The sequence below is a fragment of the Microbacterium sp. A93 genome, from assembly GCF_051842835.1.
This window is the reverse complement of the sequence record NZ_JBPXMT010000009.1, coordinates 247,735-267,770: the sequence shown is the minus strand read 5'-3', so window position 1 is coordinate 267,770 and position 20,036 is coordinate 247,735. Positions and strand designations below refer to the sequence as shown.

The following is a 20,036-nucleotide window of genomic DNA, read 5'->3' as shown; positions in this document are numbered from 1 at the left end:
CCTCAGCTCTTCAGTCGGTGGATGACGGTGGTGGGATCGGACTGCGCATCCAGGACGGTCCAGCCGACCGCAGCGAGTTCCATACGGTCGGTCTCGGCCATGTTCGCGACGACGGCGATGTGCTGGTCCGGCCACGCGAACGTGACCGGCAGCCCGGCGATCTCCTCGCCGATCCCCTCCGGCACGATGATGCCGGCCCCGGCCAGCGCGCGGGCCATCTCGACCTCGTCGTCTAGGAGGAGCTCGAGGTCGACATCGGCCCATGCCCCGGGCAGGGCGGTCTCCTTGGCCTCGGCGGCGGCGATCTCCGCCTCCACCGTGCGGGCCGCCTCGGCTGTCCCGGCCGGGGCCTCGACGGCCGCGACGACATCTCGGAGGACTCGCCGCGCGGTGGTGATTTGCACGAAGCCTGCCGGGGTCACCGCGTTGGCGATTTCGAGCCAGGCTCGCCAGGCGTCGGCGTGGTCCTCGCGTTCGAGGGCCTCGTCCCGGTCATCGAGCAGCACTACGGTCTGCAGGCTCCTCCCGCCGGGGGCCAGACGGGAAAACACCACGAGGTGCTCGCGTCTCCAGAGGTACCCGGTCTCCCCGCCGGCGGGGCCGATCTCCCCGTCCAACAGTCGGAACGCGGCCGCGGCTGCGGTGTCCGCCGGCGGAACGGTGACCGCCGCGGAGAGGCTGATGAACAGCGCGCCGAGCCCGCGGCTCAGGCCGACGCGGGCGTCGCCGTCGGCGGGACGCTGCATACGCCCTATGAGCACGTCGAGCGGTCCGCGACGGTGGTCCTCCATCACGGACTGAGTGGTGCCGCTGCCGAGCTGGCCCGAAACCGCGAAGTACTGCTGGACGGCTTCCGGGCCCATCCACCCGGGCACGGCGCGCGCGTTCGCCACGGGATCTTGCGCGGCCTGCAGGTCCTGGTACGTCACGACGACGACGCCTACGCCGTCCGCGCGCAGGTCCTCGCGCTTGCGGGCGTCATCTGAGATCCGGTTGCAGCCGGGAGCGGCGTGGAAACGCCAGCCGTCGGCGAAAATCACCACGTCCTCCTGGTTCGGGTCCTCGGGCGTGAGCAGGAAGTCGGGCATGACGAAGTCCATGCGGGCCTGGGGCACCAGCCTCCAGCGCATGACGCCGAGCCCACTGATGACCAGCTCCACACCGCCGTCGCCAGAGACCTGCTTGACCACACCGCCGGCGGTCTCCACGCGAGCGGTGAACACCTGCCGGAACAGCCGCTCGAGGTGGGACTCGGGGTCGGGGTCGATGACGATGACACCCGGCTCCGGCGTCCAGCGCATCTGCTCGGGGTCGAGGTCGGCCACGTCAGCGTCGGCCTCGAGGCCGAGCAGGCTCCGCAGGTGCCGTTCGGCAGCGGAGCGGGAGAGGGTGTCCGTGCGGCCACCAGTGGCGAGGGGCAAGAGGCAGCGGTGGCATGCGCCGCGGTCCTCGTCCTTGCACTCGCAGCGGGCCACTGCATAGAGGGCCTTCACGAGCACGCGCCACAGCCGCTCGGGAGCGGCAAGATCCGCGAGGTAGCCGGTGCCGCCGGGAACCACGTCGTGCAGGAGCAGGCCCTCGTCCGTCGTGCCGTCGCCGTGGGGGCGCGGGACGGGGACGGCGGCCACCTGCAGGTGGTCGGGGGCGCCGCCAATGTCCTCGCGCAGGCCGAGCAGGAGGGCCGCGGTGAGGGAGGGCAGGGCGAAGGAGTCCGCACCCACGAGGTGCGGGGGCAGGGTGATGACCACGCCCTCGGTGCGCAGGCCGCGGCTGAGCAGCACGGTGCGTACGTCCTCCGTGGCGCCGTCCCGGTGAGGGCACCAAGGGCGGTGCTCGGAGCGGCTGTTCTCCCCCACGCGGTCGTCCAGCCGGCCGCAACCGGCGCAGACGCGGAAGGGGGTGAGGACGACGTCGGCGCCGGCGATCCGCCGGTCCGTGATGCCACCCTTGGCGCGCGGGCCCACGTTGATCCACTGAAGGTTCATGCCCCGGTGGTGGGTAATGCCGAAGCTCTCCCCCACGTGCCAGCGGCTCTTCACTGTCTCCTCGGACAGGTCCGCGGCGGTGACCACGCCAAAGGGGGTGCGGCGGCGAGAGTCGTCTCGGTCGTCGATCCGGTCCCGGTCCCGCCGCACCTCGGCATAGACGTGCTCGAGCCGGACCACGTCATACCGTTGGCCGGTGTCCGCGAGCGCAACGGAGCCGCACCGTGGGCAGGCCGACGGCGCGGCGGCATCCGGGGCGAGCTCCTCGCCGTAGCCGCAGTCCGCGCACAAGGCCCAGGAGCGTACCTTGGCGCCGTCGCGGCCGAGATCGATCCCGTCGATCCGCATGGCCAGCTCGTGCGTGTAGAAGGTGGCGCCGGGGGCGAACTCAGTGAGGGCGCGGGCGGAGGGGCGCTTGAGGGCGTTGGCCTCGGATTCGTATTCGCCGGTGTCAGGATCGAGCCACGTGACGCGGGCGTCCAGGGTGACGGTATCGTCCAGGAGCGTGTAGTTCGGCAGCAGGCCGCGCTCCTCGAGGGCGGAGACCCAGTGGCCGCCGCGGTGCTCCTTGGCCTCCTTATCGGCGAGCCGGTAGGCGACCTCGGCGAGGCGGTGGTCCCGCTTGTCCTCGTCCGAAGCGGCGGGACTCTGGGCCACCTGTGCCAGGACGGGCAGGGCCACCTCGATGTCGTGGATGTGGCGCTGCAGGTCATCCTGCACGCGGGCGAACTCAGCCACGGCCGCGTGGACGTGCGCGCCGAGGGACGCGTCCACCGGCCAGTTGCCGTCGTCTTGGGGGGTGGCCCAAGCGTGCAGACCCGCAACCACGTGATCGGCGAGGCCAGCGAAGCCGCCGAGAAACGCGTCAAGACGGGGCTGAGCCTCATCCCGGGCGAGAGCCAGGGCCTCGCCGAGGAACGTGCCCTCGCCCGTGCCCTCCAGCACGTCCGAGGATCGCTGCGGCGCGGCGACGCCGGGCCGGCGGGCGACGGCGTCCATGAGGGAGGCCAGATACTGGCGGCGGAGGATCTCCTCGGCGTCCAAGTAGGTGGCCGGGGGCCGCACGGCACCGTTGATAAGGGAGGGCGGGTCGCCGAGGCGGGGCAGCTGGTCGCCACGGCCAGTGACGAACGCGAGGTTGAAGGCGTTGCCGGTGAGGCGGCCGGCGCGGCCCACGCGCTGGACGTACTGGGCCACGGCACGCGGCAGGGAGGAGAGCATCACGGTGGAGAGGTCGCCGATGTCGATGCCCATCTCCAACGTGGGCGTGGCCACGAGGACGTTGGGGTCGTCCGGGTTCTGGTCTCCGCGCTTGAAGCCGTCCTCGATCCGGCGGCGCTCCTTATCCCCGATCAGCGAGGTGTGCTCGGCGGAAACGATGCGGCGCATGTCCGCCGCGTTGTAGAGGCGGCGGTAGAAGTTGTCCTCACGCGGGGTCGCGGCCAGGCGCCCGCCGCAGCGGACCACGGCGCAGGGGGCGCCGTCGAGCTGGGCGACCACCTCGGGGGTGCCGGGCAGCTGGTCCTGACACGTGTCGCACACGAGCAGGGTGCCGCCGTTGGCGAGCTCGGTGTCCGTGAGGGCGCGCAGGGTCACGGACCCAGCGGGCACGCCGTATACGGAGGCGCCTGAGTCGGTGACGGTCTCCCGCAGCACGTCTTCTCGGGTGAGGGCAGCGAGCAGGCGCTCGGCGAGCTTGGCGCCGTGGCGTTCGGCCACGCGCAGGTTCTTCACGGTCCATTTCGCGTACCAGCCCAGCGGAGAGCGCACGGTCTCGAGGGCGCTCTCCTTCTGCGGGTTAGCCGTCCCGACGCGTGGGAAAGCGGGGGTGCTGCGGCCAGGGGGAAAGGCGGGCATGCCATTCTTGGGGCGGCCTCCCCAAATCCGGTACCGGCGCCCGTCCTCGGCCAGGTACTTGGCGAGCCACTCGTGGTGAATGCCGCCGGAGCGGCGGATGTGCTCGAGCACGCCACGCACCCACGCAGTGAGCTCGGTGTCGGTGGGGCCGCCGCCGAGCACGGCGTCCTCGCCCGAGTCCAGGGCCTGGACCTCGTCCTCGGTGAGCACGGAGCGGGCGATCCCGGCCAGGCGGGCGGCGGTGCCGGCCTCCACGGCCACGCCCACGCCGCCAGTAGCCTCGAGGGTACGGCCAAAGGTGGTCTGCAGGCCGAACTCAAGCGCGGCGTCGAAGAGCAGGCGGCGCTTGACCCAGCCGCGGTCCGTGCCGTTGATCTCGGCGTAAGCCTCGGCCTCCCAGAACCGGCGGAACCGGTCGAGCTTCAGGACGTCTGGAGGGACTAGACGGTAGCGGGCGAAGCGGTCGTCGCCGGCGGCGGCCATGACGTCATCCACGAGGGTTTCGAGCGTGGTGGGCGTAGGGCCCACCTGGGCGCCGAGGGCGGTGCGAAGGCTCATGGAGTGGGAGCGGGCCTGCACGAAACCGGCACGGTGGGCCGCGTCCTGCACGGAGTCGGTAAAGACGAGCGCCTTCTTCTCGGTATCGTCCAGGGCGGGGTCGCCGTAGACCACTGAAAGGGCCACGGAGAGCAGGGTGGCGATAGCGGAGCCGAGGAAGCGAATGCTGTCCGGGCGGCGACAGGCGGGGCAGTCGTCGAAGCGCTCGCGGTCGTCGGCCTCGGTGCCGGTGCGGGTGAGCACGGGCAGCACGTGGCCCTCGCGGAGCGCGGGGTCGTCTTCGTCCGGGCGGGTGGCGAGGATGCGCCGGCCCACCACGTCGATCCAGCGCAGGCCCCCCACCTGCTGCCCCTCCTGGTGACGCTCCTCCTCACCAGGGGCGTGGAGGAGGGCACGGAAACGGGATTCGCCGGTGGCGCGGTCGCGGCGCACGTCCGCATCGTCTGCGACGAGTTCCTCGCCGACGGCGGCCAAGCTCACGCCCCAGCCGGAGCGGCCGCAGTGGCGGCAGTACACGGCAGGGAAGGTGCGGGTGGCGCCGGGTTCCTCGACGCCGGCCCATGCACCGCCAGTGGGCCCGTCGTCCGACCACAGATAGGCGGGCACGGCGGAGGCGGCGCGGTCGATGCGGGTGAGTTCGCGGACCCAGAAGTGCAGCTCCACGCCGATCGCGTCGCGGCCGTGGCCGGCGCGCACGTGGCTGAGGGTGCCGATGACGCCCTCGAGGACGCGGACGGCGCGGGCGTGGCCATCGTGGTCGTCCGGGTCGGCAGCTAGCCCGACGGCGCCCAACAGGTCTCGGTACGCGGTAGCGCTGGAGGCGGCCTCCACCAGGGCGCGGACGTCCGGGTGGCGGCGCAGGAGGGCGTGGGCATGGTCCGCGGTGAGGCCGCGCTCCTCGTGGAGGGTGTCCAGCACGGCGGCGGTGAGGGTCTTGGGGTCCTGGGCGTGCGCGAGAATGTCGGCGGCGAGGTCCTCAAGGGAGCCGTCCCGGGCGAGGTCGCGCAGCAGGCGAGGGGTAGCGGCGACAGCGACGTCCGCCGCAGCCTGCCAGTCGTCGTAGTCCACGAGGGTCTCGGTGACCACGGCGTCCTTGCCGAACTCCTCGCCGAACACGGTGGCCGCGAAGCCGAGCATCACGGACGGGTCGGACTTGTCACCGAGCGTCGCCGATGTGGCCACGGGGGTGACGCGGCCCAGCGGGCGGGCGCGCTCCTCCTCGGTGATGGTGGGGTCGTCCTCAGGCCAATGGGACTTGAGAGCCAGGCCAAGGCGGCGCAGCAGCATGGCGACGTCGGTGCCCTGTGCGCCATCGTAGGTGTGGAACTCGTCCAGCACCAGATAGGCGAGGGAACGGGAGGACTGGGCCCAAAGCTTCTGGTCGTCCGGACGCAGCAGGAGCTGATCCAGCATCTTGTAGTTGGTCAGCAAGATGTCCGGGGCGGTCTCCCGGATGGTGTGACGGTCCGTGATGAGGCCGTCCTTGGACACCTTGGTGCGGGTGCCCCCCTGGTTGCCCGTGTAGATCGCGGCGGTGACGCCGTTCAGCGCCGGGTCCGTGGCAAGGGTCTCGGCGAGGCGGCGGGCCTGGTCGTCTGCCAGGGCATTCATCGGGTAGAGGATGAGCGCCTTCATGCCCGAAAAGCCGGCGCGCTTGGCGCGGAGCACGTGGTCGAGGATCGGGTGGAGGAACGCCTCCGTCTTGCCCGAGCCCGTACCCGTGGTGATGAGCGTCGGCTCCGGCCGTTGCCCCGCGTCCATCCTCCCCAACGAGGTGAGCCGGGCGTATGCCTGTGCCTGATGGCGGTACGGAGTCCAGCCGGGCTTCCAGTCCAGGTGGTCCTCCCAGTCCGGGTTTGCGGCCCGGTAGGGCAGGCGCAAGCGCACGTAGGGGCCCTTGAACAAGCCGTTCTGCTCGTCCCGGAGGAACTCGTCCAGGGCGCGCCGGGGTTCGGCGTCGGCCAAGGCGAACGTAGTGGTGAGGTAGTCCACGAGACCGTCGGCCACGCGGCGGGCCTGGAGGGTAGGTAGCAGCTCGGCCATTCGGATGGGTCCTCTCAGTCCTGCACGGGGGGAACGGCGGTCGCGGCGGCGAGGCGGCGTTCGAACTCGGCGTAGGCCACGCGGAAGTCGTCCTCGCGGTCACGGGTGGCGAAGGGCAGCTTGTACACGTACTCGACACCGCTGCCCGGGTGTACCTCGCTGCGTTCCTCCTCGGTGATGCGGTCGCCCTTCTTCCGCCACACGGAGAGGACAGAGTTGGGGACGAGGCGCCCGTTCGCGTCGTAGGTGTAGGCCCCTTGGTCGTATCCGTGGAGCACGGCGAACTGGGTGCGATACACAGTGCAGAGGTCCTCGACGTCCACGCCGAGCATCAATGCGACGAGCGCATCGACCTCCACCTGCGCGTTCCGGCGATCGACGGCGCGGCGCAGCGGCGTGGCCGCGGACCACTCCGGCTCGACGACCGTGCCGGTGTCGTCCCGTCCCAGGATCGGGGAGTCTTCCCGGAATGCTTCGACCCAGCACTTGTTCCACAGGTCTGCATATGCATTCGTAAGGCAGTTCAGCTGCAGGGTGCGCAGGATGAGTTGCGGGAGAAGCGGGTGATCGAGGGGAATCAGCGGGAGGCGGTTAAAAGTCGCTGACCTGATGTTGGACTTTGGCGCAGACCGAATCAAGAAGTCCAGAAGAAGCGATGATGCTGCACCCGCAAAAATCGCCAACTCACGCAAGTCACCTCCTGCCTTTCCGGCAGAAAACAGGCCGTCTACGTGCGCCGCGCCTGGAGGGACAAGAGCAGGAATCAGCGTTCTCTCGCCAGTATTGGCAGCCATGCAACGCCAGGAAACTCGATAGAAATCTCGCGCGGAGGACTCTCGATCCATTCCCCACCGCGTGTAGAGACGGTCGTATGCAATCCGATCACCTTTGGGCTCGAAAGAGGTCACTGGAAGAGAGTCTCCACTCAATGACTCTAGGTCATTCAGGGTCCAATCCTGCTGGTGCAGCATCGTTGGATTCGGGTACTTGAAATAGGGATTATTAACTCCAAGGTGAGGCCCCTGGAGGATCACCTCATCCCACGACGCCGAACCCCAAGACAGTGTGAAACGTCCACTACGGCCATCGGTCGTCTCATTCCAACCCTGGGAGTACTCCAAGGCAACCGTCCCGATACGCACAGAGCGGGCTAGCTGAGCAAGCACCCGAGTTGACGCCGAATTAACCGTCGACACCATGCGAGTCTTCTCGGGATCCGCTAGCTCCGGGTCAGTGGTATCACGCCACAGCACGAGATCGTCAACCCTGACCCTCTGTATACGCGCAGCATGAGGCCTCTGATCCCATTTCCCCTCATGCTTAAAGCCAGGCTCTTCGCCCGAGCCGTCATGTCGCAAGGACGCAACCACCGTGTCTGGGTGGTATAGAGCGGCCCCATTCAAGAAGCTCACCGATCGCTCCCTACCGTACACATTTACGCCGTAGACCTTCTGATCTTGGATCTCGAAGAGTCGCAATTCGTTTATGAATTGCCAGTGCCGACGCAGGCGCCGGTATGCAATACGCCTAAGGGAGCCAGCCCTGTCGTCGGTGAAATGAGTATCAAGATGAATGAGTGCAGTAACACCTCTGGGGCTTTGGTTCCGCCACGTCTGCCCCATGAAAACCCGATACAGATCTGGACGCAGACCCTCCAGCATCGGGTACATCGTCGTTGCACTGACAGCTGCCCGGACGCTCACAGTGTCGGCCTGAGCCTGAACGAAAAGCGCCTTGATATCCTCGCTCTTCAGGGTCTCTTTCCGCCGTTCGGTCCTCTCCTCCACAGTCGGCTTGTGGACCAATTGCCACCACGGATCGCCCTCTGCCAGCAAAGCCACTGCATCCACATCTGGCTTCACCCACGGTGGGTTACCTACCTGCAGGTCGAAACCGCCGCGCGCGAAGACCGAGGCGAAGTCGAGCTCCCAGTGGAAGAACCCTTGCTCCTTCGCCACCCCCTCGCATACGGTCAGCCACGGGTGAGCCTCGAGTACCTCGGCAATCGGCGCGGCACCGGCAAAGACGCGGTCGCGCTGCTCGAAGTCGCCCAGACCACCCCAGCCCTCGTCGAACACCTGGAAGGACGTGGTCCCAGCGTTCTTTGGCCGGCCCTTTGTGGTCATGGCGTTCACGCCCCACGTGTCCCGACCTAAGATCATGGCGAGCGCGTCGAACCACTGCACCTGCGTGGGCGGTGCCACCTCGGTCTCCGTCAGCGGCCAGAACCAGAGCGCGCTCCACGCGTCCATCACCCGGCGCAGACGGCGGTACGGGCCGTCCTCGTCCGCGAGGGACGCCTCGATCTCCTCGCGCGTCACGGCGCGCCGCACCGCGAGGGTCTCGCGGCCCCACAGGTCCAGGTCGCGGCCGGACTGCTCCTCTGCGATTCGCAGGCGGCGCAGGGTCAGGGCCCACAGCTGCTCCACGCGCTGAGCCATGCCGCCCAGGGCGTCGACGTGCTTTTTGGCCGGTGTCTTCCGCACGGAGTTCCGCCACGCCTTGAGCGCCTTCACCGCATCCGGGACGAGGTCCCGTACCTCCTTCGGGGCCTCCACGCCGGAGCCCCACCCCTGAGCAGGCAGCAGGAAGTGGTGAACCATGCCGCTCATGCTTAGACCTGGGCGGCCTTCCTCCATCTCCGCGGAGAGCGTGGCCAGCGGCATGTCCTCCGGAACCCGGATGAGCCACTCCTTCTTCTTCGTGGCCTCAACCGGGTAGGCGGCGCGGCGGGCACCGATGAGCGAGTTGCCGCGGCGCAGGCGCAGGCCGAACCACGGGGCCTGCAGGCCCGGCGTCATGGTGGCCAGCCACAGGGACACCTCAGCCAGTTCCACTGCGGTGGCGTTGAGGTCCACGCCGTACACTTGGTGCAGGGCGATATGCGCCTTCACCTTTTGCAACTCGTGCGGGAAGTCTTCTGGGTCGATCCGCTCCCGCAGCTCCGCCTGGCGACGCTCGAGGTACTGGCGGGCCAGCTGGTCCACGGTTTCGAGGGCGAACGCGCCCGAGCCGAGCGCTGGCTCACAAATGGAAATCCCGAGGATCTGTTCCGCCGTCGTCTTGGTCCCGGCCTGGTCCAGCAGCTCTTCGAGGGCCTGGCCCACGGTGAAGCGGGTGAGCACCTCAGGCGTGTAGTAGGACGCGGACTGCTGCCGCTCCCGGCCGGAGAGCCGGTACACGAACGAACCTTTGCGGTGCCGCACGGATCGCAGCTCGCCGCTGTCCGGGGCCTCTCTCTTCACGAAGTCCTTCTCATTCAGGTGGTCCGAACGGTCTACGGGGACCACCCACGAACCCTTGGACGCGTCCCCGCCCGGGGCCACCTCGTACAGCTCCTCCTCCGCGAAGAAGCCCGTGAAGCTCATGAGGCCCTCGTACACCGCGCCGAGCTGATTGATGCCCAGCTCCGCGTAGGAGATGAACCCGAGACCTCCCTTGTCCTTGGGAGACTTCTTCGCTTTGGACAGCAAGAGATGCTTCAGCACCTGCTGGAGCGCCTCGTTGGAGAGTTTCACCCTGTCGATGTGATTGGTGGCCGCCGGGGCGAACAAGTCCGCCCGCAGCGGGTGGAACTCGAGGCCGGCGCCGGACTCCGCATCGTCCGCCGGCCACTCGCGCGGGCCTCGGTCCACCAGCCTGGAGAGTACCGCGAGCGACTCGTACAGGTGCGTGCCTGTACGTCCCTGTTCAGTCACGAGTTCCTGGAGTGCCAGATCGCGGAGGCGGTCTACGGAATAGCCGGCGTCGTACTCGGACGCCCCCGAGGGCAGTACGCCCAGTTCCGGGGAGGCCTCCGCGTAGAGCAGGAAGAGGATGCGGTAGAGGTAGCGCAGAGACTGCACGGCCAACGGCTGGGCCTGGTCCATCGGCAACGGGTCCAGACCCTCGATGGCGCGGCGGGCCACCACGTCGTTAGCGATGATCTCGATCGATCGGCGCACCCCCTCGCGCAGGTCCTCGGAGACGCCCACGGTGTGACGCACGGACTCCGCAAGCACACCCGACCACCACACGGCGCCGTCCGCGTCCGGGGCAAGGGAGCCTGCCTCCAGGATGGTGAGAGCGCGGTCGATCTCCCCGCCGCGCTTGGCGTCATTGCGCTCGGCTATAGTCTGCAGGTCCACCGCCAAGTAGCGGCCCTCCGCCCAGCGGGCGCGCTCGGTCACCAGGGCCCACCGGCCGGCCAGCACCAGTGCGAAGTCCGGTCCCTCGGCGTCCACGAAGAGGGCCGAGAGCGCGCGGGCCGCCGAGTGGTACTCGTCCCCGGCCGCCGTCACGAACGGCGCGGCGAGGGTGCCGAACGTGTCATCCGCCTTGCCCTTGGTCACCACGTCCTCGACCGCGCCCACCGGGCGCGCGCGCACGATCGCCAGCGGCGCCCGACCCTCGATCCCCGCCGAGGAGACAACGGTGACCGGGCCGTCTCTGTGCAGCGCGAACTCGCCCGTGCGATACCCGAGGACAGTCAGGACGTCGTCGTACAGCGCCTCTGCGGCCTCCTGGGCCTCCCCGTCCAATTCCTCGCGCTCCGCGGCCTGAGAGAGCGCGCCTAGGCGCCGCTCCAGGCCACCGCGCTCTGCCGTGAACCGCTCCCGCGACGAGAGCTCATGGTCCTCCCACTCCTTGCGACGGGACAGCACCCGAGTATGGAACGACTCCTTGGAAGCCTGCGAGGTGAAATAGTGCTCGGAGATCCACTCCCCCACTATTACGAACGCGTCGCTCAGTGCCATCGGTCAGCCCTCCTGGGTCGGGGTGGACAAGTGCCGGGCGGATGCGGGCCCCACCGCGTGGTCCCTCTGGACCACCATCAGCAAGGGACGGACCAACTGCCGTGCCGGGGAGCGATCCTTCGCCAGGCGGCGCTCCTCCTCCACAGAGACGCGCCGCTGCCGAATCTGCGAGAGCTGGACGAGCGCGTCCGATTCCTCCGCCCACCGCTCCGTGCGGCGCACCCAGCGGTCCACGCGTTCTTGCGCGGCCGACTCTGCAGCGGGGAAAACCGCCGCGCTCAGGTATTCCTCAGCCTTCGCGACCGCGGGGGCGATGTGTGCCGTCAGCCTCGCCAGGTCGCCGGCCGGGCCGAGGTTCGGCGTCGCGCCTGTGAGACCCGCGCTCGCGAGCATCTCGGCGGCCGACGCATGAAGTGCCACCGGCGCGAAGCCGCTCTCCGGACCCACGGGGAACGTCACCGAGATCCACGCCGAGGTCACCGTGTGGCCCGCGCGGTTGCTCAGAGTGCCGTTAAGCAGCACCGTAGGGTCCTCCACGTCCCCGCGAACCGCGAACACCTGGTTGCGGCCAAGGCTCGCCAGCGCGCGGTCGCTGATCCAGTCCAACACTGGGTGCAGCGGGCCCAAGAAGTGTGCATCCGGCCACGTGGAGTCTGAGGCGTCCGAGAGCGCGTTCTTCAGCAGGTCCGCACCCTTCTGCTTGGTGGTGGCCAGTACGAAACGCTCCTTCACCCGCCGGTCCGTCAGGTACGGCTGCGGCAGCACCTCCAGGCGGCGCACCAGATCCCGCGTCGGGGCCAGTTCCACCAGCTGCTGCTCCGGATGCTCGCGCCAGGCCACGCCGCCGCCCACGTCCGCCAGCGGCTGTTCCGGGCGCCCGAAGACCTCCACCAACCCCTCGCGCAGCAGCTCCAGCGGCTCGGTGGCCGTGTCCGAGCCGACGGGAGCGCCCGGTGCCGGCATGGCGGAGCCGAGGGCGCCGCCGTCGTCCTGCTCATGCGGCTCGACCGAAGGCAACGCCGAGCCCGCCAGGCGGGCGAGCAGGCCTGCCAGGGAATCACCTGAGGCCACGTCCTCGGCGTCCGCCACCACGTCCTCGAAGCTGCGCTGCCCCGCCAGAACCGCGCGGATGGACTTCTCCTCCGCGTCCACGTCATACGTGCCCATCAGACTCGCCGCATCCCCGAGCGTCGTGTGCGCCTCGTGCTCCTTCTCCACTAGGCGCGAGAGCACACGCAGGTCGCCGGAGAACATCTCGTGGCTCGGCTCCAGGATCAACGCCGTGATCTGCGGACTCGTGCGCTGGCCGTAGCGGTCCACGCGGCCGTTGCGCTGTTCTAGGCGGATCAGGGACCAAGGGATGTCGTAGTGAACCAGTTGGTGGCACTGCAAGTGGAGGTTCACGCCCTCCGACGCCACGTCGCCCGTCACTAGGACGCGGACCGGCGTGTGGGCCTGCTTGAAGCCCTCCACCACGTCCATCTGCTCCTGATCCGTGAGGCCGCCGTGCATGATGTCCACGGCGTCTTCCGCCAGCTTGAGGTCATTGCGCAGGCGCTCCCGCAGCCAGTGGAGCGTGGCGATGCGCTCCGCAAAGATGACCACGCGCACCGGTGAGCCCTTGGCCACGCCGATCCGCTTCAGGTGCGTGAGGAGCGCGGCATACTTGCCGCCGTCCTCCTGGGCGAGGGCCGCGGAATTGAGGGAGCGCAGGCGCTCGAGCGCCTCGATCTCCTGCGACTCCGAGTGGTTCTCCGGGTGCAAGCGCTTGATGCGCTCGTTCAGCGTCTCCTCGAGCGCGGCCGGGGAGGAGAGGAATGCCTTGGCGAGCGTCCAGGAGAACAGGGCCAAGCCCTTCGAATGCGGCGACTTCCCGGCCCTCGGGTGCAGCCACACGTCCGCGAGCTCCGAGGCGACGGCGTCCTCCGCCGGGGACGCCTCCACAAGGATGTTTTGCGGCTGCTTGCGCTCGGCCCACGCCGCGCCCACCACCGAGGCGACCTCCGGGCTGTGCCGGTGGCGGCGCAGCACCAGACGCTTCACTTCCTCCTCGATGACCGTGCCGTCCGGGCGGACTGCCGTGGGCTCAAGGAGGCTGACGAGCTCCGCGAAGGACGCCGCATTGCCGTTGTGCGGGGTGGCCGAGGCGAGGATGAGCGCGTCCGTCTGAGGGGCCAGCACCTGGGCCAGGCGGTTGTTCTGCGTGGCTGAGTTGGTGATGTTATGCGACTCGTCGATCACCACAGCGTCCCAGCGGTGGTGGCGCAGGTAGGCGAGATAGCGGTCCGACTTCAGGGTGTCCATCGAGATGATGGCCCGCTTGAAGAAGGAGAACGGGTTGCGGGTGGCCGGTAGCTGCTGGCGCACCCGTTGGATACCCACCGAGTCCAGGCGCACGAACGGCAGGGCGAAGCGCGTCCACATCTCGTGCTGCATCTGCTCCAGCACGTGCCGCGGGGTGACGATGAGGATCCTCTCGCCCCGACCGCGCCGGATGAGCTCCGAAAGAATCATGCCGATCTCGAGCGTCTTGCCGAGACCGACGGCGTCCGCGAGGAGCAGGCGCGGGCGCAGGTTATCCGGGTCTAGGGCCCGACGGACGGCCTCACGCTGGTACTCCAGCGGGTCCGCGAGCGCCCGTGCCGAGACCGTGACGGAGCAGTCGTCTACGGGGAGCGGGGACTTTCGCAGCGTGGCCTCGAGCCACAAACGGGCCGTACGGTGCGAGGGCGAAGAGTCTCCGACGACGGTCGCCGCTGCGGGATCTAGAACCTGGATGTCGTCGTGGCGCTCATAGAACGTTGCCTCCGTGTCCCGGACTAGCTCGGTGAGTCCGCGGACAGAAAGCAACTGCCCGTCGGCCGTCTGCTCCACCGAGGTAACCAGCCACTCCTCGTCTCGAATCACCACCACTGAACCCGGCGCAACTGTTAAGGTGACAGCAGGTGGCACGGGCAACTCCTGTAATCTAAGGGGCATCGAGCCACAGTCTATTGGTGAGAGAAACGACCAACGGTCTAATTCGAAGTTGTCATGGCTATTTGAAGTAATGGAGTCGTTAATCTCGACGAGATTCTACGAAGTCTGAAGGACGAGGGCCCACACAAGAGTAAGAGTGGATGCAGGTAACTCAGTGCCCGATCCACCAGAGGGACGGCACGCAACGTAAATCCTCTGCGACCCGCTGAATCCAGAGGGCGGCAGGCCCCCTCACCATTGGCCTTCACCCCCCTCACCATTGGCCTCCCCCCCGGTAGTCCACCCGGCACACCGATTCCTCCAACTGTCCCGAATCCGTCGGCAGCTGCAGCACATGCTTCGACCGGCGTTGTGTCACCGGGTCGACGAAATCCGGGTCCTCCACGCGCCCCAACGGCAAGCCCACGCCTGAACCGTCACCAGTCAACGCCAGGACGCGCCGCTGGAAGTTCGGCTGGTCCAGTTCCGTTCCCCACACGGCCTCGTACACCCGGCGCAGCTGGCTCACGGTGAACCGCTGAGGCAGGAACGAGGCGGCCACGCGCACGTCCTGCACCCGCGCGCGGGCTTGGGCGACGGCGTCGTGCAGGATCTTTGCGTGGTCAAAGGCGAGGTCACCGGGGACCTGATCTACCGGGATCCACTGCGCCGAGAGCGCGTCCGAGCCGCCGCGCGGGGCGCGGTCCACGCGCCCGAATGCCAGCCAGGCCACTGACACGGTGCGCATGCGCGGATCCCGGCCTGGGGTCCCGTAGGCGCCGAGCTGCTCCAGCCGCACGTCCGCCGCGCCGAGCCCGGCCTCCTCCTCCAGCTCCCGGTAGGCCGCTGCCTCCACATCCTCGTCGACCTGGACGAACCCGCCCGGCAGCGCCAGCTGCCCCGCGAACGGCTCGTCCCCGCGTTCGATCAGGACCGCCTCCAAACGCAACCGGCCGTCACGTCCCCCGTCCGCCTCCGGCCGCACCGCCAGGACCACGAGGTCCACGGTCACGGCGAACGGCGGGAACTCACTCTGGTACTTCGCAACACTGACCACGCCCCCACTCTAGTTGTCTAGTTGACAACCTCAAAATGCGCCCGCATAGTTCTAGTTGTCATCTAGACAACTCCATCGGGCCGGTGGGCCATCCCCAGTCCGGTCGGCCCACGAAAGGCAGATCCCCATGCTTGACTCCCTCCACCTCGGACGCGGGACCACCCGCGGCGCCCTGACCGTCTTCCCGGTCTGGGGCGAAGGCCAGCCGCACGGCGACTACGCCACGATGTCCCCGTCCGTGCAGGTCTCCGAGATGCCAACCGGCCCGCAGGTCGGCACGCTCGTCATCACGAACTCACACGATGGGCCCCTGTTGCTGACCGCGGGTGAGCTGCTCGAGGGCGGGCACCAGCACCGCATGGTCGCCGACTCGGTCCTCCTCCCTCCTCAGACCGAGCAGTCCGTCGCCGTCGTCTGCGTCGAGCACGGGCGCTGGAGCGGCGGGCGGGATCACCGCTCAGCCAACCGCCGTGCCAGCACACGCATCCGCGCGGGGCTGCGGGCCGGCGTCGTCGGTGGGACCGCACAGGCCGCGGGGCGTGACCGGCAGGGCGAGGTCTGGTCCCGGATCGACGGGCTCGAGAGGCAGTTCGGCGCCTCAGCCACGAGCTCCTACCTGGACTATGCGGACCGTGCCGACGAGGAGGTGGCCGGGATGATCGCCGGGCTGCGTCCGTTCCCGGGGCAGGTCGGGGTGATGGTCGGCATCGCGGGCCACCCGGTCTTCGCCGAGGTCTTCGACCGGCCGGAGGCCCTGGCGCAGCAGTTCGGGTCAGTCCTCCAGGCCGCCGCGTTCGACGCGATCGGGCACCCACCCGTCCCGACGCCATCGCACCGCGGCCGACGCTTCCTCGAGCTGGCCGCCGCCGTGCCCCAGCGCCCCACTGCGCCAGCGGGCCTGGCCCGGCGCCTGTCCGGCGGCAACCAGAAGGTGGAGGTCGAGGCCCTGGACTGGATGGACCACCAGATCCACGCGCTGCTGACCAATCCGCGGCACGCGGTGCTCCAGCCGGCCGGCTGACGCACCCGCTCGCTCGCACCAACCAACCCCGCTGTCCGCATGAACCCAGGAGCAACCATGAAGTATTCAAACGCCCAGAACGCCCGCATCGCCGGGGTGCTCACCGGCCTGGCCGCCGGGGACGCCCTCGGCGCCGGTTACGAGTTCAACCCGCCGGTGGCCGCCTCTGATCCAGTCGGCATGATCGGCGGCGGGCTGGGGAACTTCGCCCCGGGCGAGTGGACGGGTGACACCTCCATGGCTGTGGTCATCGCCCGCGCCCTCGTCACGTCCCGCGGCGCGCTGACGGACGCCGCGTGCAGCGAGATGGTCCGGGAGTGGGCGGTCTGGGCGGAGTCCGCGCCCGACGTCGGCACCCAGACCCGCGGGGTCCTGCGCGACTCCCAACGCCTGGCCCACGACGCCGGCCGGGAGGCTCCCGACGTCGCAGACGCCTTGGCCGCGGCGGAGATGGTCCACCGGCGGGCCGGCCACTCGGGCGGCAATGGCTGCCTCATGCGGACGGCACCCGTGGCGCTGGCCTTCCTGGACCGCACGCCGGCCGAAGCGTTCGAGGCAGCGGGTCGGATCAGTGCGCTGACGCACTTCGATCCCGAAGTCGGCGAGGCGTGCGGGCTCTGGACCGTGGCAATCCGCCACGCCGTGCTCACCGGTGAGCTCGATGTCCGTGTGGGCTTGTCGTTGCTGCCCGCCGAGCGTGCAGACGTGTGGGAGAAGCGGTTCCGAGTGGCTGAGGCCGGCAGCCCGCGCGACTTCCGGAACAACGGCTGGGTCGTGGAGGCGTTGCAGGGCGCGTGGAGTGCGATCGCGGGGACGCGGGGTGACGGCGTTGACCGGCCCACGCACCTGCGGTCCGCGCTGGAGGCGGCTGTGCGCGGCGGGGTGGACACGGACACCGTGGCGGCCATCGCGGGCTCGCTGCTCGGGGCTGCCCACGGCGTGCCGGCGATCCGAACACCTGGTTCCGGATGCTCCACGGCTGGCCGGGTCTGCGCGCCCGGCATCTGATCGGGCTGGGCGTTGCCCTGGCCGGCCGGTCCCGGGTCGAAGGACGGTGGCCGGCCATTGAGAGGATGGACTACAGCCAGTGGGACGGTGCCGAAGGTGCGGCCGTGGTGGAACACCCGGATGACCCCGGCGTGCTGCTGGGGCCAGCCGGCGCCTTGGGCGCCGTGGAGTACGGCGCCGTCGTGAGCCTGTGCCGGGTCGGCTCGGCGGAGGCGCGGGTGAGTTCGGCCGACGACCACGCCGAGTTCTGGCTGATCGACGGTGAGAACCCGTACCCGGAGTTCACTCTGCGCGACGCCGCCGAGACGGTCCGCCGATTCCGCGAGGAGGGCAAGCGGGTGCTGCTGCACTGCGTGCGAATGGAATCGCGCACGCCGACGGTGGCGGCGTTCTACGGGGCTCTCGTGACGGGGTCTACTCTCCTGGAAGCCTTGGAGCGCGTGCGCACAGTGTTGCCGAAAGCGGCCCCGAGCGCGGCATTCCGGCGACTGCTTGAGAACGGCCTGACGCGCCGGACGGCCGGTCTCACTGAGCGTGCATCGACGCTTAGAACTACCGCATTGATCCTGATTCCATATCCCGCCACGGGCTTGCGACTTACTGCGTTCGTGGGCTGCCATAGATTGTTTTCGTCTTCATCACCGCCTCTCTTCCTTACTCGTTTCTTCGGGTAACTCGTGCATAGGCCCATTGCTACGCCACAGTCGCGTTGGCTACCACCGAAACCATCCTGCTGGCTTCCTGTTCGGCAGGTGAAGCCTCCACGCCAGCGCCATCGTCATGCGGCGGCGAGCCCGCTGGAACATCGGAGTCAGCCACCCCGACCCCTCGCCGTCGCCACCCGTAACGAGAACGACCCGGGAGATCTCGTGAAGGAAGTTGGGGAAGTCTCTGCCGTATTCGACGAAACCGACCCAGACGGTGGGCACCCCATTCAGTTCAAAGTCACGAACATCAAGCCTGCTGTGTGCACCAGCGACTACGCAGGCATTCCGGACAATGGCAATCACCTAGTCCAGATTGACCTTGAAGTTGAGACCAAGAAAGAGATGCGAGATCTCTTCACCGACTGGGGAGTATCCCACCAGTCTGATGTTTGAGACCGATTGGTTTGCCTACGCCAGCAATGGGACGACAATGAACGCCATCGACTCATCAGCCGCATACTCGTGCCTCGCTGATGGCGACAAGATCCCCTTCGAAATTGTGCCCGCCGAGAAAATTGTGGGATCCATAGTCTTCGAGGTCGGAAGATGTCAAGGCTGGTGAGACAAGTTCGTTCAGGCGGTCTGTATGAGGGCCTCCTGTGAAGGTTGGTTGATCCACGCCGCGGCGGGCAGTTCCGGTGCTTCGGGACGCTGGCGGGTGAACCTTGCGGGGTTCGCGGCGTAGGCGGCGTCGAGGGTGACCTGGCGCTGGGCGCGGACCTGGGTCGCGGTGCCGTGGTGCACCGATGCCGGGGTGTTCAGACCGATCCCGGAATGACGGTGCTCGTGGTTGTAGTAGGAGAAGAACGCCTCGCAGAATGCCCGCGCGTCTTGGAGGGAGCCGAAGCTCTCGGGGAAGACCGGGGCGTACTTCAAGGTCTTGAACGCCGCCTCGCTGTAAGGGTTGTCATTGCTGACGTGGGGTCGGGAGTGGGACCTCTCGACCCCGAGATCGAGGAGCAGTTGGGCGACGGGCTTGGAGGTCATCGATGTTCCTCGGTCGGCGTGGATCGCTTCCGGGATCCCGTGCACGCCCATCGCTTCTTCGAGCATCGTCTTGGCGATCTCAGAGTCCTCGCGTGCCGCGACGGTCCAGGCCACCACATAGCGGGAGTAGATGTCGATGACGACGTAGAGGTCGTAGTAGACCCCGCGGACCGGGGTGCGGAGTTTCGTGATGTCCCACGACCAGACCTGGCCAGGTCCGGTGGCCAGTAGTTCGGGCTTCTTACGAGGAGGGTGGGTGGCTTGACGGCGGCGTTCACCGGCCATCGTGTGGGCGCGCAGGATGCGGTGCATCGTGGACATCGAGCACAGGTAGGTGCCCTCGTCGAGCAGGATCGCCCAGGTCTGCGCGACCGCTTTGTCAGCGAACCGAGGCTCGGTCAACACCTCCAGGACGCGGGCACGCTCGGTATCGCTGAGCGCGTTCGGTGGTCTGGGCCGGGCGCACGGGCGCCGGCTCGGGCCCGAATGGCAGCCCCGCCCGCCGCTGGACTTCTTTCTGAGCGCGGTAATGGCTGGCCCGTGAACGGCCCAGGAGGGCGCATGCGGTCGCAACGTTGGTCACTACAGCGAGTTGGTCGACCAGCGGCACGATCACCGCTTCGACCGCTTCTGGGGCTCCGCGCTCTCGGAGAGCGTCTCCAAGAGCGCGTGTGCTTTTCCCATGAGGTCCAGCGCCGCCCGCGACCGAGCGAGTTCGGCCTCGGCCTTCTCCGCCCGGGCACGCAGCTGCTCGATCTCACGGTCGCGTCGATCCCGGCTAGCCGGGCCCAGACCAACCTGTGCGCCGGCCTGTGCGGCCTTGCGCCACTCGATCAAGTGAGAGGAGTACAGCCCCTCCCTGCGCAGGATCGCTCCGCGCTCATCACGATCAGCAGCTTCGTACTCAGCCAGAATCTGTGCCTTGTACTCGGCGCTGAAACTACGCCGTTTCGGTCGATCCGCTCGAGGTCCCATGACCCCATCATCGGTGGCCACATCAGCCGTCGTCATCGTCATCTACTTACGTCTCGCTTCTCACCCCGTGCAAGGGAAGGAATCAGTGGAGGTGTCTCACCTCAGCCTGACGCACAGGGGGTCAGCGATGTCCAGGGAGAGATT

General features: G+C 68.4%; 8 protein-coding genes and 1 pseudogene. 4 read left to right on the top strand and 5 right to left on the bottom strand.

What is annotated here, in order from left to right:
* Positions 1–2: 2 nt before the first annotated feature.
* From ACSU1G_RS22405 to ACSU1G_RS22390, 4 genes are all read right to left on the bottom strand, one after another.
* A complete protein-coding gene (locus ACSU1G_RS22405) occupies positions 3–6,443 on the bottom strand; it encodes a DEAD/DEAH box helicase (RefSeq protein ID WP_439282235.1) in 6,441 nt (2,146 codons plus the stop codon).
* A gap of 14 nt (positions 6,444–6,457) precedes the next feature.
* Positions 6,458–11,179 carry a DNA methyltransferase gene (locus ACSU1G_RS22400; protein WP_439282234.1) on the bottom strand — a complete coding sequence of 1,574 codons (4,722 nt, stop codon included), beginning with the start codon at positions 11,177–11,179 and terminating at the stop codon, positions 6,458–6,460.
* A 3-nt stretch (positions 11,180–11,182) separates the two neighbouring features.
* A complete protein-coding gene (locus tag ACSU1G_RS22395) occupies positions 11,183–14,131 on the bottom strand; it encodes a helicase-related protein (RefSeq protein ID WP_439282233.1) in 2,949 nt (982 codons plus the stop codon).
* A 280-nt stretch (positions 14,132–14,411) separates the two neighbouring features.
* Complete coding sequence (locus ACSU1G_RS22390; protein WP_439282232.1) at positions 14,412–15,194, bottom strand: NUDIX hydrolase; 783 nt, start codon at positions 15,192–15,194, stop codon at positions 14,412–14,414.
* Positions 15,195–15,321: 127 nt separating this feature from the next.
* On the opposite strand from ACSU1G_RS22390, the gene ACSU1G_RS22385 reads away from it, so the two are divergent.
* The 4 genes from ACSU1G_RS22385 (at position 15,322) to ACSU1G_RS22370 (ending at position 18,323) form a co-directional block, all read left to right on the top strand.
* Entirely contained in the window at positions 15,322–16,215 is an 894-nt protein-coding gene (locus tag ACSU1G_RS22385) for an ARPP-1 family domain-containing protein (protein ID WP_439282231.1), read from the top strand.
* Between the two features lie 57 nt (positions 16,216–16,272).
* A complete protein-coding gene (locus ACSU1G_RS22380) occupies positions 16,273–17,223 on the top strand; it encodes an ADP-ribosylglycohydrolase family protein (protein ID WP_439282230.1) in 951 nt (316 codons plus the stop codon).
* Positions 17,184–17,897, top strand: coding sequence for a protein-tyrosine phosphatase family protein (locus ACSU1G_RS22375; protein WP_439282229.1), 714 nt, complete (start codon positions 17,184–17,186; stop codon positions 17,895–17,897). The genes ACSU1G_RS22380 and ACSU1G_RS22375 overlap by 40 nt, the downstream gene beginning before the upstream one ends.
* A gap of 195 nt (positions 17,898–18,092) precedes the next feature.
* Positions 18,093–18,323, top strand: coding sequence for a hypothetical protein (locus ACSU1G_RS22370; protein ID WP_439282228.1), 231 nt, complete (start codon positions 18,093–18,095; stop codon positions 18,321–18,323).
* Between the two features lie 180 nt (positions 18,324–18,503).
* Here the strand turns inward: ACSU1G_RS22370 and ACSU1G_RS22365 are convergent.
* Positions 18,504–19,928: pseudogene (locus ACSU1G_RS22365) on the bottom strand (IS3 family transposase).
* Positions 19,929–20,036: the final 108 nt, after the last annotated feature.

Coding starts and splice junctions, on each gene's coding strand:
- ACSU1G_RS22405 (WP_439282235.1), bottom strand. CDS start 6,443: ATGGCCGAGCTGCTACCTACCCTCCAGGCCCGCCGCGTGGCCGACGGT.
- ACSU1G_RS22375 (WP_439282229.1), top strand. CDS start 17,184: ATGCTCCACGGCTGGCCGGGTCTGCGCGCCCGGCATCTGATCGGGCTG.
- ACSU1G_RS22380 (WP_439282230.1), top strand. CDS start 16,273: ATGAAGTATTCAAACGCCCAGAACGCCCGCATCGCCGGGGTGCTCACC.
- ACSU1G_RS22385 (WP_439282231.1), top strand. CDS start 15,322: ATGCTTGACTCCCTCCACCTCGGACGCGGGACCACCCGCGGCGCCCTG.
- ACSU1G_RS22400 (WP_439282234.1), bottom strand. CDS start 11,179: ATGGCACTGAGCGACGCGTTCGTAATAGTGGGGGAGTGGATCTCCGAG.